12 protein-coding genes are annotated in these 14188 nt (G+C 61.1%); 3 read left to right on the forward strand and 9 right to left on the reverse strand.

The genetic code is table 11. The features are described 5' to 3' along the window. Nucleotides 1–5: 5 nt before the first annotated feature. Nucleotides 6–1382 carry an NAD(P)H-dependent oxidoreductase gene (locus PMI16_RS13780; RefSeq protein ID WP_007880461.1) on the reverse strand — a complete coding sequence of 459 codons (1377 nt, stop codon included), beginning with the start codon at nucleotides 1380–1382 and terminating at the stop codon, nucleotides 6–8. A 146-nt stretch (nucleotides 1383–1528) separates the two neighbouring features. Here PMI16_RS13780 and PMI16_RS13785 point away from each other — a divergent pair, with 146 nt between their 5' ends. Beyond that, a complete protein-coding gene (locus PMI16_RS13785) occupies nucleotides 1529–2443 on the forward strand; it encodes a LysR family transcriptional regulator (protein ID WP_007880465.1) in 915 nt (304 codons plus the stop codon). 97 nt (nucleotides 2444–2540) lie between these two features. On the opposite strand, the gene PMI16_RS13790 is transcribed toward PMI16_RS13785, so the two are convergent. The 3 genes from PMI16_RS13790 to PMI16_RS13800 all read right to left on the reverse strand — a co-directional run bounded on the left by PMI16_RS13790 (nucleotide 2541) and on the right by PMI16_RS13800 (nucleotide 5772). Beyond that, nucleotides 2541–2729, reverse strand: a complete 189-nt coding sequence (locus tag PMI16_RS13790; protein WP_007880468.1) for a hypothetical protein — start codon at nucleotides 2727–2729, stop codon at nucleotides 2541–2543. Nucleotides 2730–2993: 264 nt separating this feature from the next. Further along, nucleotides 2994–4766, reverse strand: a complete 1773-nt coding sequence (locus PMI16_RS13795; RefSeq protein WP_007880469.1) for a methyl-accepting chemotaxis protein — start codon at nucleotides 4764–4766, stop codon at nucleotides 2994–2996. A gap of 196 nt (nucleotides 4767–4962) precedes the next feature. Continuing rightward, nucleotides 4963–5772: a YdcF family protein gene (locus tag PMI16_RS13800; RefSeq protein WP_237719863.1), complete on the reverse strand. Its 810-nt coding sequence runs from the start codon at nucleotides 5770–5772 to the stop codon at nucleotides 4963–4965. A 466-nt stretch (nucleotides 5773–6238) separates the two neighbouring features. On the opposite strand from PMI16_RS13800, the gene PMI16_RS13805 reads away from it, so the two are divergent. Beyond that, nucleotides 6239–7078, forward strand: coding sequence for an alpha/beta hydrolase (locus PMI16_RS13805; protein ID WP_007880471.1), 840 nt, complete (start codon nucleotides 6239–6241; stop codon nucleotides 7076–7078). A gap of 760 nt (nucleotides 7079–7838) precedes the next feature. On the opposite strand, the gene PMI16_RS13815 is transcribed toward PMI16_RS13805, so the two are convergent. The 3 genes from PMI16_RS13815 to PMI16_RS13825 all read right to left on the reverse strand — a co-directional run bounded on the left by PMI16_RS13815 (nucleotide 7839) and on the right by PMI16_RS13825 (nucleotide 10866). After that, a complete protein-coding gene (locus PMI16_RS13815; RefSeq protein ID WP_162131125.1) occupies nucleotides 7839–9239 on the reverse strand; it encodes a GGDEF domain-containing protein in 1401 nt (466 codons plus the stop codon). A gap of 272 nt (nucleotides 9240–9511) precedes the next feature. Then, nucleotides 9512–9943 carry a hypothetical protein gene (locus PMI16_RS13820; RefSeq protein ID WP_007880473.1) on the reverse strand — a complete coding sequence of 144 codons (432 nt, stop codon included), beginning with the start codon at nucleotides 9941–9943 and terminating at the stop codon, nucleotides 9512–9514. Between the two features lie 260 nt (nucleotides 9944–10203). Next, a complete protein-coding gene (locus PMI16_RS13825) occupies nucleotides 10204–10866 on the reverse strand; it encodes a helix-turn-helix transcriptional regulator (RefSeq protein ID WP_007880474.1) in 663 nt (220 codons plus the stop codon). Nucleotides 10867–10951: 85 nt separating this feature from the next. Here PMI16_RS13825 and PMI16_RS13830 point away from each other — a divergent pair, with 85 nt between their 5' ends. Then, the gene (locus tag PMI16_RS13830) at nucleotides 10952–12430 is read left to right on the forward strand and encodes an MFS transporter (RefSeq protein WP_007880476.1); all 1479 of its coding nucleotides are present in this window, start codon (nucleotides 10952–10954) and stop codon (nucleotides 12428–12430) included. A gap of 172 nt (nucleotides 12431–12602) precedes the next feature. On the opposite strand, the gene PMI16_RS13835 is transcribed toward PMI16_RS13830, so the two are convergent. Both PMI16_RS13835 and PMI16_RS13840 read right to left on the reverse strand, forming a co-directional pair. Beyond that, entirely contained in the window at nucleotides 12603–13193 is a 591-nt protein-coding gene (locus PMI16_RS13835) for an IMPACT family protein (RefSeq protein WP_007880479.1), read from the reverse strand. Between the two features lie 21 nt (nucleotides 13194–13214). Then, entirely contained in the window at nucleotides 13215–14114 is a 900-nt protein-coding gene (locus PMI16_RS13840; RefSeq protein ID WP_007880480.1) for a hypothetical protein, read from the reverse strand. Nucleotides 14115–14188 lie beyond the last annotated feature (74 nt).

A 14188-nucleotide genomic window follows, 5' to 3' on the forward strand; every position in this document is an offset into this window, starting at 1 on the left:
GAAGATCAGGCCATGGTGCGCGGCGCCGCCAATCCCATCTCCTTGCGGAACAGTTCTTCCATCTCGCGGCGGATGCGGATCGACTCCAGGCTGCCGTCGACAGCGACGTCGCCCCAGCGCACGGTCTGGCCGGCAGCAACCGGACGTTGCAGCATGAGATGATGCGCCAGCCCGATCGGCAACGCTTCCGCATTGAGCGAATCCACCGCCGGCATCAGCTTGCCGTAGACCATGTGGCCGCCTTCGCCGTCGAGCTTCTCACCGGGCTTGAGATCGCGCTTGGCGGTGGCCACGGTGTCGCCGCTGAAGGTCAATGTGTTGCCGGTCGGCTGGCCGCGCACGGCAATGTTGGCGACCGAGATGCCCAGCTCCAGGCCGATCAGGTGATAGGGTTTGTACATGGTGGCGTAGCGGCCGCTTGCGTCGGTTTTCAGACCGTACTGTGCGAAGCAGTCGCGCACATAATCGCTCGGCGCTTCGAAGGTCACGTACACGCCCCAGCGCAGGTCGCGGAACACCGGTCGGCCGTCGCGCTCCAGCGAGGACACCACTTCCACCGTGCCCGAATGCGACAGGATGCCGCCGGCCGATGCCGGCTTGAGTATGTTCGGCAGGTCATCGACGCCGCAGGGCGGAAAGGCCAGTCCGTCTGCGCCCGGCGTCAGGCCGCAGGCGTTGGCGACCGCGCCCATTTCCAGCGCCGACTTGGTGCCGTCGAGGAAGGAGTTGAACATCTGCGCATTGAAGTCGCCCGAGGCCACCTGCGCTTCGCTGAAGCCGTAGTGGCCCCACACGGTGTCCGGCGTCGACTGGTGATAGACCGGCAGATACTTGGTGCCCTTGCCGGCGCAGACGACCTCGAAGCCGGAAGTGCGCGCCCAGTCGACCAGCTCGGCGATCAGCGCCGGCTGATCGCCGTAGGCCATCGAATAGATGATCCCGGCTTCGGCGGCGCGGCGCGCCAGCAGCGGGCCGGCGAGGGCGTCGGCTTCGACGTTGACCATAATGATGTGCTTGCGATGCCGGCAGCACAACAGGGCGTGACGGATGCCGGCCGCCGGGCTGCCGGTGGCGTCGATGACGATGTCCAGCTGCGGATGCGAAATCATCGCCTCGGCATCGTCCTGCACGAAGGTGCTGCCGTCGCGCAGCGCTTCGTCCCATGAACGTGCCGCATGCATGTCGTCTTTCCAGCCGACGCGCGCCAGCGCCTGTTTCGCGCGTGCGGGCGAGAGGTCGGCAATGCCCAGCAGATGCACGCCGGGTGTGCGCGGCACCTGTGACAGAAACATCGAGCCGAACTTGCCGGCGCCGATCAGGCCGACGCGCACCGGTTTGCCGGCTTCGACCAACGCCTTCAATTGTTGGAACATGGTTGTCATGCTGTCTCCTGGCGTTGTCGTTATGGTGATGGCGTCCGCGGATTTTCATCTACGCGGTTGCAGCCTGGAAAAGAGTAGCATTGGGATTTTTCGCGGTAAATGCCGAATCTCACACACTTCATGTGCAAAAAATCCCATGCAAAAATATGATGCGTAAGTTCGACTGGAACGACCTGCAAGCCTTTCTCGCCGTGGTGCGCGCGGGCCGTCTGACCGTGGCGGCCCGCCGGCTGGGCATTGATCATTCGACCCTGAGCCGCCGTATCGCCGGCCTGGAAGCAGCGATCGGCGCGGTATTGTTCGATCGTCGCTCGGCCGGTTATTCCCTGACGGCCGAAGGCGAGCGGCTGGTGGTCGATGCCGAAGCCATGGAAAGCCTGGCCGTGCGTATCCGCGCGCGCCAGGACGACCCCGCGCAAGGCCTGACCGGATCGATCCGCATCGGCACGCCGGAAGCCTGGGGCACTTATTTCCTGGCGCCGCAGCTGAACTTGTTGGCGCAACAACATCCCGAATTGGAGGTGGAGCTGATTGCCAATCCGCGCATGTTCAGCCTGTCCAAGCGCGAAGCCGACATCGCCGTCAGCATGACGCGCCCGGAGCAGGGGCGGCTTTATGCGCGCCGCCTGAATGACTACGAGCTGGGGATTTACGCCGCGCAGGATTATCTGCAACGGCATGGCGTGATCGACAACAAGGCGCAGTTGGAACAGCATGCCTGGGTCGGTTACGTGGAAGACCTGATGTGGTCGCGCGAGCTGGACTATCTTTCCGAAATCTCGCCTGCGCTGCGACCGCGCATCCGGATTTCCAACATCATCAGCCAGATGGCGGCGGTGGTCGGGGGGGCAGGGCCGGGCGTGCTGCCGTGCTTCATGGCGCGCGGCGAGAACAGGCTGGTGCGGTTGCTGCCGGAGATCCGGCTATACCGCTCTTACTGGCTGATCACCCATGCCGACGCGCGCGATATTTTGCGGGTCAACGTGGTGGCGGATTTCATTGTGGAACGGGTGCAGGCGGAAGGGGAGAAATTCTGGATCGATCATGCGATCGGGAGATGACGTACCGGCAATCGTTTGCATGAGAGACAAGGAGACAAGCTGGCGTGGGACGATGCGATGGCTTGTTCGATTTGCAACGGCGGGATTGATTCCAGGCTCAGCTGCTTTTGGCTTTCTCTATCGTCGAACGCGCTGCTTCCAGCATGGCGACCGGCTCTTCGGCATCCGAATCGAGATACTGGTTTTCAAGACTGATTGCCAGATTGCTCATTTTTTCGGCAAGGTCGGCAAGCGCGACGCTGAGTTCGCACATCAGGCTGGAGATGTTTTTGGGTGAGTTCGCCATGTCTCTTTTCCTTAAACGGACCCGACAGGCGGACCTGTCAAACACACTTCTGGACTGCACAGACACTCAGGCAAGATGCCTGACGCAGAGGCTTGCGTGACTTATTTTAAGCCTATTTCCGACTTTGACCGTGGCTTGCGCAAAAAGTGCGCGCAAGAATGTGCTTCGCATGGAGAACAAGCAACGGCAACAAAAAAGGGCCTGCACATGCAAGCCCTTTTTCTTGTCGTCCGGCAAACCCGCCGGCAACCCGAGATCAGCGAATCAGAAAGTTTCCCAATCCGAATCCGAGTCGGGCGCCACAGCCTTGGACGCGCCGGCAGGCTTGGCGCCGGCGTTGTTGAGGCGAGGTGCCGCTGCTGTCGCCGGTTTTGGTTTTGCTTTGGAGATGGCGACCGCAGGTTTGGCTGCGACCGCTTTTGCTGCGCCGGTGCTGCGCGCCTGCACCGGCTTGGCTGTCGGCGTGGCGGCGGCAAGCTGATGCGCCTGCGTTGCATCCAGCTTGAAGCGACCGACCAGATTGGCCAATGTGGCAGCCTGATCCTGCAGCGACTGCGCCGCCGCCGCTGCTTGTTCCACCAGCGCTGCATTCTGCTGCGTGCCTTCATCCATCTGCGTGATCGCCTGGCCGACTTCGCTGATGCCGGCGCTTTGTTCCTGGCTGGCCGAGCTGATCTCGCCGACGATGTCGGTCACGCGCTTGACGCTGGCGACCACTTCGTTCATGGTTTCGCCGGCCTGCTGCACCAGCTTGCTGCCGACGTCGACCTTGGCGACGGAGTCGTCGATCAGGGTCTTGATTTCTTTCGCCGCCGCGGAAGAACGTTGCGCCAGGCTGCGCACTTCGGACGCGACCACCGCGAAGCCACGGCCCTGTTCGCCGGCGCGCGCCGCTTCGACCGCGGCGTTCAAGGCCAGGATATTGGTCTGGAAGGCGATGCCGTCGATGACGCTGATGATGTCGACGATCTTGCGCGACGAGTCGTTGATCGAGCCCATGGTATCGACCACCTGACCGACCACGGCGCCGCCTTGCACGGCGACTTCCGATGCCGATACGGCCAGTTGATTGGCCTGGCGCGCGTTGTCGGCGTTTTGCTTCACGGTCGAGGTCAGCTCTTCCATGGCCGAGGCGGTTTCTTCGATCGAACCGGCCTGCTGTTCGGTGCGGCTGGAGAGATCGAGGTTGCCGCTGGCGATTTCGCTCGACGCCGTGGCGATGGTGTCGGCCGAGGACTTGATGTTGGCGATGGTGTGCGTCAATGAATCGCGCATCCGTTTGAAGGCATAGACCAGGCTGGACGTGTCGCCCGGCGCCGTGTGGATGCTCAGCGTCAGGTCGCCGTCGGAGATGCGGTTGGCGATCTCCGCAGCGTCGCCGGGGTCGCCGCCGATGGTGCGCAAAATGCTGCGGTTATTCAACACGACCAGGCCGATCAGGACGATGGCGATGCCGGTGAAGATGGCTGCGGCCTCGTAGAGCGAGCGCATGAAGGCGGCATTGATGTCGTCGACGTACACGCCGGTCGTGACGATCCAGTCCCATGGCTCGTAACGGAGTACATAAGAAGTCTTGGGCACCGGATCGGGGGAGCCGACCTTGGGCCAGACGTAGCTGACGAAATCGCCGTCGGTTTTGGCGCCGGCTTTGGAAATGTTCACGAACACCAGCGTGCCGTTGGGATCCTTGAAGGTCGACAGATCCTTGCCGTTGAGCTCCGGTTTGATCGGGTGCATGACCGTGACGGAAGAGGAATTGGAAATCGAGAAGTAGCCATCGGTGCCGTAGCGCATGTTTTTCACGCGCTGCATCGCCGCCTTTTGCGCTTCTTCCTTGCTCATTGTGCCGCTTTTCGCCAGTTCGCCGTATTCCTTGATGCTGCTCATGGCGACTTGGGCGACGTTGATCAAGTCCTTTTTACGCTCTTCCAGACGGATGTCGCGCGCGTGGAATGCGTTAAAAATGGAGATGGCCAGCAATGCGATCAGGCTGATCACGAGCGGTGTCCACAGCCGTTGTTTGAATGAGAGTTTCATCCGATGATCTCCAAAGTTTTCCTTGATGAATAATGACGGTGGCGAGGCATGTCTGCGCATGCCTTGAAAATTTGGATAGCCATACCCCGTGTTGGCGTTTTTAGTTATTAACGGCTTTGCAACAGACTAACTTTAAACGTGCCAGGAAAAAAGAAAGCCGCGATTAGTGCGGCTTTCATGGGCTTTATCTGATCTTCTACCTTAACTTGTACCAGAGCAGGCCTATCCATTCGTGCAGGGCGTAGTTGCTGCGTCGCAAGCCTTCGCCGCTAGGGACATAGTCGTAAGGCACGAGCCGCTCATGGCTGAAGAAAACGGTCGGCGCGGCGGTAATCTCAAGCCCCGTTTTCTGGAAACTCGCCAAAGCCCTTGGCATATGCATCGCATCCGTTACCAGCATGATTCGTTGTATTCCAGCCTGCCGCAGCAGGATTGCCGAAAGGGAAGCATTTTGCGCCGTATCCATGGCTTCGTTTTCCAGCCAGCGCGCAGTCACGCCGAAGTCGTCGCGCAGGCTGCGGGCCATGACTTCGGCTTCGCTTTCTGTAGCGTCGTTGGTTTTTCCGCCGGTAATCAACACGGGAAGGCGAGTGTCCCGATGAAGTTTTGCGGCATATCGCAACCGGGCCAGAGCCAGATAATTGGGGACATACTGATGATTGTATTCCGGGGCCTGCGACTGCCTGCTGGCGCCCAGGACAACGATCGCCTGTGCCGTCGACGGCAGGTTCCCGACGTCGGCAATGGCAGGCGATTGCGCTTCCAGCGGCGCCAGCAGCAGCAGGGCGCCGGCGCGCGTACTGAACAGCCAGAGCAAGGCCAGCGCGCACCAGCTCAGCCAGATTGCGCGGCGCCAGCGATGACGCAAAAGCAGGCCGAGTGCAGCCAGCAAAAGCATATTGGCCGGAAACAGCAGGAAGGTGCTGGCGAGTTTGATGGGTAGCTGCATCTGAAGAGAAATGAATGGCGGACAAGCATTATCGCCGTGCTGTGCGACGCCTGTCACGGATTTGGCGCCTTGCGCGCCGTGGTGCATCCGCGACCGTTGTCATGGGTAGCCAGCCTGCAGCTGGCGATACGTCGCAGCAAACGTTTTCGTCGCGCCGAGGCAGTGCGGCGCGAGCTGCCTGAGTTTCCCGTCCTGCCGGTGTCCGCCGATGCGGAAACGCTACACGGAAAAAGCGATCGGCGCCAGCCGGAGCTTGTCCTACAAACCAATCCGGCATCGTCCGATTTGTGGGCATGCCGCGACGCCCGTACTATCTGCTCTCCACACCGGAGTTGGCGGTTAAAAAATATACCAACACCAATCCTCCGGAATGCGCACACTGCGCATTCCCATCTGATGGCGCAAGAATATGTCGGTTGGTTTGACGTCAACCAGCATGTTCTTTTCCGGTTGTCCGGGGATGTGGGCATGTACACTGTATTGGCATACATACAGTCAAGCCCACTTATGATCCCGAGTCTTCATGCCCGACAATAACGAAAATACCGGATTTCTCCAGGCCGGCGACGGTACGGCCCTGTTTTACCGGGAGCGGCGACACCCCGAACCACGCGGCGCCATCGTCCTCGCGCACGGACTGGGAGAGCACGGAGGGCGCTACGGCGAACTGGCCGGCCTGTTCCACGAAGCCGGTTTATCGGTGCGCATTCACGATCATCGCGGTCATGGGCGATCGGGCGGGGCGCGCGGCAGTTTGCGCAGCGCTGCCGATTTCCTGAGCGATCTGAAGCTGGTGTTCGACGATTTTGCGCAGCAGTGCGACACCACGCCGTTTCTTTTCGGACACAGTATGGGCGGCTTGGTGGCGGCGCGTTTCGCCACCGGCGGCTTGTCGAAGGTGCGCGGCTTGCTGCTGTCGTCGCCGGCGCTGGCGATCCGCATGAGCGCTTTCCAGAAAGTCCTGCTGGCGCTGACCACCCGCATTGCACCCGGCCTAGCCGTGCCGACCAGCCTGCCGGCGCAACTGGTCTCGCATGATGCGGAGGTGGTGCAGAGATATCGCAGCGACCCCCTGAATCACGGCAAGGTCGCGGCGCGGGTGGTCAATTTCATGCTGTCGGCGATGGCGCAGGTGCAGCGCGATGCCGGCACGTTCACGCTGCCGTTGCTGATGCAGATTGCCGGCGACGATGCCTTCGTCGATCCGCAGGGAAGCCGTTCGTTTTTTGCCGGCGTGCCGCAGGTCGACAAATGCCTGCATTGCTACGAGGACGCCTATCACGAGATTTTCAATGAATCCATGGCGCGGCGTCTGCGCGTTCAGGACGATTTGCGATCCTGGCTGGCATCGCATCTGGGCTGATCGCGCCGATGTCAAGCAGACAGTATTTTTTGTTGCAATGCACATTGTGTTGCCCGGTGCGCTGCGCTGCGCTGAGGCAGGCAAGGCCCTAATCCGGGATGAAAATTAACCTGTATTTACAAGTGAAAAGACATCTTAAGGTTGTCCGCTGGGGAAGTTGAGAAAGCCGCAGCGACTGTCAAAACCCACAAATCCCGGCGCGCAGGCACAGCCATTGAGCGCCAGCGCCAGTGCCGCAGAGAGGAGGATGGTCATGATGCGCCGCATGAGCAATCTTTCAAGGTAAATGAAAAGCAGGGAGAGTATCAGCAAGAGGCGACAAGGCCCCAGGAGCATATCGACGGTGCGAGGCTTTTCTTGAACAGGTGGAAAAGATTGTAAAGATGGGGTGGCAATGCAATGGAGCGGGGCCGATACGGGAGGGGATACGGCCTGAAAAACAAAAAGGGCAGATGAACTCTGCCCTTTGATGTTGCTTCGACGACCGCTTCAGGCCTGCATCAGGTAGAACATCCGGCAGGAGCGGTCGATGCCGACAAGCGGATCAGCGAGTCGATGCGAAGTAGCGCGCGACCATTGCAGCGATCAGCAGGGTGTAAGGCAGGATGTCGATCAGAATACGCATGGCGGGCTCCGCAAGAAAGTGGTTTATGTTGCGTTGCAGTATGCGTGTTCCAGCCCCTTTTTTCCAATTTTGATTCCCAATATCAGTTATCGGGTTGTTGAATATCAGTGTTGCCCAGCGGTCCTCCCGGCACGCTCAACCCGGCAGATAGGCGGTGACGGTCGCGGGTGCAATGCTCGCTTGCGCTGCGGTACGGATCTGGTTGCGGCCGTGTTCCTTGGCTTCGTAGAGGGCTTTGTCTGCCGCCAAAGCCAGCATGGTCGTGCTGCTGCCTGCTCCGGGCACCATGGCCGATACGCCGATGCTGAGCGTGACGTGGCCGGACGGCAGGTTTTGCGCATGCGGAATCGCCGCCTGCGACAAGTTGCAGAGCAGGCGCTCGCCGACCAGTCGCGCGCCGTCGGCGTCGGTATTGGGGAGTATCACGACGAACTCTTCACCGCCGTAGCGCGCGGCGACGTCGCCGGGACGATTGATGACGGCCAGCAGATGATCGGCGATCCGGCGCAGGCAGTCGTCGCCGGCCAGATGGCCGTAGCAGTCGTTGTATTTTTTGAAGAAGTCGACGTCGATCATCAGCAGCGCCAGGGAGCGCTTGTCGCGCCGGGCGCGATTCCATTCGATCTCCAGTACTTCGTCGAAGCAGCGGCGGTTGGAGAGCGCCGTCAGGCCGTCCTGATTGGCTTGCGTCATGAGGATCTTGTTGGCGCCGGCAATGCTGTTGTAGAGCCGCGTGATGCCGTACAGCTGCGAAATCAGCACCACCAGCGACGTGAACAGGCTGGTGATCTTGGCGAAGTACCAGCCCAGCGAAAAGCGCGAACCGCCGTACAGCGTCAGCCACACGTCGATGCACGCGGCAAACATGCCGACCATGACCCACAACCGTTCAGGGCGGTTATCGCGGATGCGCATGACGCAGAGCAGGCCGATCAGATTGATGCCGAACACCAGCACCGGGATGACCAGCGTCGAATCGTCGAAGAAATTTTTGCCATTGCGGAACACTGCCGGCATATAGGGCAAACCGATCGTCGCGCTCAGCGTCAGCAGGGCGACCGCGACGACGACCGCGACGATGGACATGCGCACGCTCGAGGCGGTGCCGGCCATGTCGCCGGCGCTGAGCGCATAGCGGATGATCAGCAAGCCAAAACCGATATGCCAGTAGCACCATAGCCAGACTGCGCTGCTGGTGGTGCCGATGATGGGGTCGGCCATCAGGCCGCCGGGAAACGCCGCGATCAGCGGAATGAAAATGACGGTGACGAAAAAGTAGGCGGTGCCCAGGCGTATCGTGCGCTCCTTGCTTTCGATCAGGCCTTTGGCGTATAGCAGTGCACCGAGGATGATGTTGATCACGATCATGGCGATGCCGAATGCGCTCATGTAGCCCGGGATCGGCAGCAGCGGCGTCATTGCCAGAGGGGTAGCGATGGCGGCGGAAAGCAGCAGCAGGGTGATGACCACCTTGGCGAGCGCGAACTGGCGGCCGCCTGCCTCGGCGTCTTTGATCAGATAAAGTTCGTCTTGCATGTCATTCTTCTTCTGGTTCATTTTTTCCACATCTTAGTGCGGAAGAAGACGTCCGACTGCGAAGAATCATGTTGAATTGCTAATTTTTCACGGAGTGTTGTTATTTGGCCTGGATAGTTTTTTTGCGGCAATGAGGGCGTGTCGAAAACCGTGAAAAGCCGCTTCCGGCGGGCATTTTCGTATTGCGCGACAGCATTGTTTGTCGTTCGGCAAAAGACATGAAAAAAGCGCGGGCCTGCCGCGCTTTTTTCATTTCACGGTTGCCCGAAGATTCACTTCTCCGATTGCATCGTGAGTCCCTTCATGTCGGAAGCGATGCGTACCTTGTAGACGCCCGGCGTCTTGAGATCGAGTGTCAGCGAGGCCGGCGGCGTCGCGTAGTTGCTGTTGAGCGAATGCATGGGTTTGACGCTGAAGGTATAGCTGGTGCCCGGCTTGAGCCAGATGCTCAGGCGTTCTCCCTGCCAGATTTCCGCCAGCACCACATCATTGATGGCCAGCACTTCCGGAGAATTACCGACAAAAAATCCCGACTGGCGCGAGAACTGTACCTCGGCCAGATCAGGCATTTGCGTCGTCATGCTTTTGATATAAATGCGCGCCAGCGGGACTTGTCCGGTCGGCGTCGTCTGTTGGTTCGGCGGCGTGGTGCTGCATGCCGCCAGCGTCAGTGCCAGCAGGCAGGCGGTGATCGCTGTCTTCATTGCTGTTTCCTTATAGGATGAAATGATTGTTATCCGGATTGGCGACGCTGATTTTGACACGAAGCGCGCATGATGGGGAGCAATATGAGACAAGGAGCGTTAGTGTACTGTCCCGTAAATTCGCAGCATAAAAGATGTTGAAAATCGGGGCGAATACGGCGTCAAAAATGCTCGCAAGGCCCCGGCCTTGCTGCGCTTTTTTCCTTGTCTCGCCCCGATTTCACCACTTTTATCATGCTACAAATTTACGGGACAGTACACTAGCCGGGAGTGTGAATGCGATAAACGCAACGCCGCGCGCCGGCCAGTAGATGCTCTTCGCGCGTGACCGACGCCTCGTCGCCGATCGCTTCCCGGAACAATTGCAGTTCGGAGCGGCAGAATCCCTGGCAGCTTTGCGCCGCGGCGCAGATCGGACAGTGGTCTTCGATCAGCAGCCAGTCCTTGCCTTGCTTCTCGACACGCGCCATGTAACCTTCCGCCGTGCGCAAGGCGGCCAGCTTCTCCAGTCTTTTGGGGATGCCGTTCATGCCCCGGCAGGCGCGCACATAGTCGTTGCGCATCTCGTCTTCGCGTTGCGCGATCAGGCGATCCAGTCCTTCGTCGCCGAACAATTGCCTGATCGACCCGATCAGTTGCACCGTCAGGTAGGCATGCGAATCGGGAAAGCGCGCATGACCCGCGGCACTCAGTTCCCAGTTCTGCTTCGGCCGTCCGGCGCCGGAGGAGACTTCCTGCGCGCCCACGATCAGACCGTCCGCCAGCAGCTTCTGCACTTGCAGCCGCGCCGCTTCCGCCGTCATCGTCAGTTCCTGCGCCAGCAGGGCGGTGGATGCCGGACCCTTGGTCTTGAGGCGAAACAGGATGCGCTCGGCCGTTGGCATGGCATCGATATTTTCCAAGTTTTTACTTGTGTATTTCATGGGGCGGGTTTAGTATGCGTTTGAATAAATATCCAATTAAAAGCTTGCATATTATGCTTTCTCCATCCGAATGTCGAGGTGCTCCATGAGTGACGCGAGCAAGATCGCAAATACGAATTGCATCGGCAACGATGTCGTTGTCATCGCTGAACCTGCCAGCTGGGCCGAACTGCTTTCCGGCGGCAACGCCCTGCGCGCCGTGGCATTGACCGGCGGCGTCGCGCTGCACGCCATCAATGTCCACATCGTCACCACCATCCTGCCGTCGGTGGTGCGCGACATCGGCGGCCTGGACTATTACGCCTGGAACATCACGCTGTTCGTCGCGGCGTCGATTTTCGGTTCGACGCTGACCGGCAAACTGCTCGACGTGCTTGGGCCGCGCCGTACTTATCTGTTTGCGCTGGCGATTTTTTCAATCGGCTCCATCCTGTGCGCCACGGCGCAGGACATGTTCTGGATGCTGGGCGGACGCAGCGTGCAGGGCATCGGCGGCGGGTTGCTGGCGGCCCTGAGCTATGCCTTGATCCGCATCGTGTTTGCACCGCGCCTGTGGTCGCGCGCGGTGTCGCTGGTGTCGGGCATGTGGGGGATCGCCACGCTGCTCGGGCCGGCGGTCGGCGGCGTGTTTGCCGAAAGCGGCGCATGGCGTCTGGCGTTCTGGTGCTTGTTGCCGCTGTCGCTGGCGCAGGCGCTGATCGTAGCGGCGCAGTTGCGCGGCCGGCAAGAGACCGGCGCGCCGGCCGTGCGCATGCCCTTGCTGAAGATCGCCTTGCTCACTGTTTCCGTATTGCTGGTGGCTTTGGCCGGGCAAGTGCAGGATGACGGCGGCAAGCTGCTCGGCGTGGCCGCAGGATTGGCATTGGGCGTGCTGGTGGCCCGGCTCGACCGGCGTCCGGGCGTCGCCTTGCTGCCCAGCGGCGCTTACACCCTGTCGAGCACCATGGGGAAAGTCTTTGCCTGCCTGTCCTTGCTGATGATCGCCGGCATGACCGAAATCTTCGTGCCGTATTTTTTGCAAACGCTGCACGCCTATTCGCCGCTGCAGGCCGGTTACATGACGGCCGCCATGGCCGGTGGCTGGAGTCTTGCATCCCTGCTCAGTTCGGGGCGCGGCGATGCGGATGCCGATCGCATGGTGCGGGCCGGGCCTGCCATCATGGCCTTGTCTCTGGCTGCGTTGGCCTTGCTCCTGCCGGGGGACGTGCTCGACGGTATTGCTCCGGCGACCGAGGGCGTGTGCTTTGCGATCGCGCTGGCCGGCGTCGGACTCGGCATCGGGATGGGTTGGCCGCATCTGGTGACGCGCGTGATGAAATCGGCGCGGGCCGGTGACGAGAACCTTGCCTCGGCCGGCGTCAGCACGGTGCAGTTGTATGCGATGTCCATCGGCGCTGCCCTGGCCGGCCTGACGGCCAATGCCGCCGGTCTGAGTGGATCTGTCACTGAGCCGGGCGGCGCCGACGGCGCGCGCATGGCAGCCTATTGCCTGTTCGGATTGTTTGCACTGGCGCCGCTGACGGCGATAGCACTGGCGCGCCGGCTGACGGCGAAGCAGGGTTAGAGAAAGAGAACGGGAAGAAAGACAACGGGAGGTGCATCATGCCGGCAAACCAGCAACAAGCCAGTACGCCGACGGCGATCAGCGAGATCGAATACCACCTGATCGTCGCCGAGTTCGATTTGCTATGGGGGCGTGCCCGGGGGCCCGGCGAGGCCGAGTCCGCCAGGATGGATCACATGATCTGTCTGATCGAGGCATTCGAAGCCAGTCGCGGCAACGCGTCCTTTAACTGATCGAGTTCGGCGGCGGGCAGTCGCACATGCAGTCGCGCCAGCGTGTCGTGGCTGCTGCCGATCAGTGCGTATTGTTTTTGCTGCAGCCAGTAGCGCAGATGCGATTCATCGGCATAGGCAATGACGATTTCCACTTCGGCCCAGGCAATGCGTTCGATGCGATGGGCTTGCTTCAAGGCCGATGCCACGGCGTCGGTGTAGGCGCGCACCAGTCCGCCCGATCCCAGTTTGATGCCGCCGTAGTAGCGCACCACGGCAGCCAGTACGCCATCGAGTTCGTGATGGCGCAAGACTTCCAGCATCGGACGCCCGGCGGTGCCGGAGGGTTCGCCGTCGTCCGACATGCCCGACTGGCCGCCGGCCATCAAGGCCCAGCACACGTGCGTGGCGGCGCGGTGCTGCGCGCGCAGGCGTTCCAGTTCGGTTTGTGCGGCCTCGCGGCTGTCGACCGGCATGACGATGCCGATGAAGCGGCTCTTGCGAATTTCCGCTTCGACCTCGACGGCGGCGGCAAGCGTGTAGGTCGGCAAAATGCGTCGCAGTTATCCGAATCAGGCAGCGACGCCGCGCAATGCGTCGACTTCGGCCTGCAAGGCCTGGTTTTCTGCGGTCAGGGCGGCGACGCGCGCGTTCAATGCGGCGATTTCCGCACGCAAGGCGACGGGATCATTGCTACCGGCCGGGGATGAGCCGGAGAAGGGCGCGCCGCCATCCGATTCGCCGTCTTCCGATTGCACGCGCGGGGCACGCGGCGTGCGATTGGCGGCTTGCTGTTCGCGCACCAGCTTGGCGGCCTGGCGCAATTCCTTCTTGCCGCCGGCCACGGCGTTGACCTGCTCGTTGCTGGGCAAGGAAGCGACCGCCGCTGCCGCATTGATGGAGATGGTGCCGGCGCGCACGGCTTCGACCAGCTCCGGCGCGGCGGTCTTGCGGATCTTCTCGATCTGGCCGACGGTGTTGCTGCTGATGCCGGCCACGCGCGCGATGTCTTCACGCGTCTTGATCGAGGCGCTCGGGATGGTTGCGTTGGGCGCGGCATCTTCCGCAGGCTTGGCCGCACCGTCGTCCACCGGTTCATAGGCGGAAGCATCTTTCGAGGCGATGGAGGCGTCCATCTCCGCCTTGACGCGGGCGGAAATGATGTCGCGCTTGCGCAGCGCCAGCACGCCGCGCTGGAAGTCGGTGACGCTGCGGCGGCCTAGCTGGTTGTCGATCATCCACAGCATGACGTCGTCGATCGACGCGAAGCTGGTGTTCTGCACGGTTTTGAAGTCGATGCCGTGCTTGCGGCAGATTTCGTAGCGGTTATGGCCGTCGACCAGCACCTCGCCCCACAGCACCAGCGCGTCGCGGCAACCTTCTGCCAGCAGACTGCGTTCGAGGGCCGCGTATTCGTTGGCGGTGAGCGGATCGATGTATTGGAGGAGTTCGTCGTTGATGGTGATATTCATGGCTTCCCTGGTCCGCTCCGGCGAGTCGGAGGCGGACCGGAATTTTACACTACCCGTGAAGGCTGCCTTCAGCG

Source organism: Herbaspirillum sp. CF444, assembly GCF_000282135.1.
GTDB lineage: Bacteria > Pseudomonadota > Gammaproteobacteria > Burkholderiales > Burkholderiaceae_D > Herbaspirillum.

Excerpts from the sequence above, each read along its gene's own strand:
- PMI16_RS13780 (WP_007880461.1), bottom strand. The coding sequence starts at position 1,382 with ATGACAACCATGTTCCAACAATTGAAGGCGTTGGTCGAAGCCGGCAAA.
- PMI16_RS13785 (WP_007880465.1), top strand. The coding sequence starts at position 1,529 with ATGATGCGTAAGTTCGACTGGAACGACCTGCAAGCCTTTCTCGCCGTG.
- PMI16_RS13790 (WP_007880468.1), bottom strand. The coding sequence starts at position 2,729 with ATGGCGAACTCACCCAAAAACATCTCCAGCCTGATGTGCGAACTCAGC.
- PMI16_RS13795 (WP_007880469.1), bottom strand. The coding sequence starts at position 4,766 with ATGAAACTCTCATTCAAACAACGGCTGTGGACACCGCTCGTGATCAGC.
- PMI16_RS13805 (WP_007880471.1), top strand. The coding sequence starts at position 6,239 with ATGCCCGACAATAACGAAAATACCGGATTTCTCCAGGCCGGCGACGGT.
- PMI16_RS13815 (WP_162131125.1), bottom strand. The coding sequence starts at position 9,239 with ATGCAAGACGAACTTTATCTGATCAAAGACGCCGAGGCAGGCGGCCGC.
- PMI16_RS13820 (WP_007880473.1), bottom strand. The coding sequence starts at position 9,943 with ATGAAGACAGCGATCACCGCCTGCCTGCTGGCACTGACGCTGGCGGCA.
- PMI16_RS13825 (WP_007880474.1), bottom strand. The coding sequence starts at position 10,866 with ATGAAATACACAAGTAAAAACTTGGAAAATATCGATGCCATGCCAACG.
- PMI16_RS13830 (WP_007880476.1), top strand. The coding sequence starts at position 10,952 with ATGAGTGACGCGAGCAAGATCGCAAATACGAATTGCATCGGCAACGAT.
- PMI16_RS13840 (WP_007880480.1), bottom strand. The coding sequence starts at position 14,114 with ATGAATATCACCATCAACGACGAACTCCTCCAATACATCGATCCGCTC.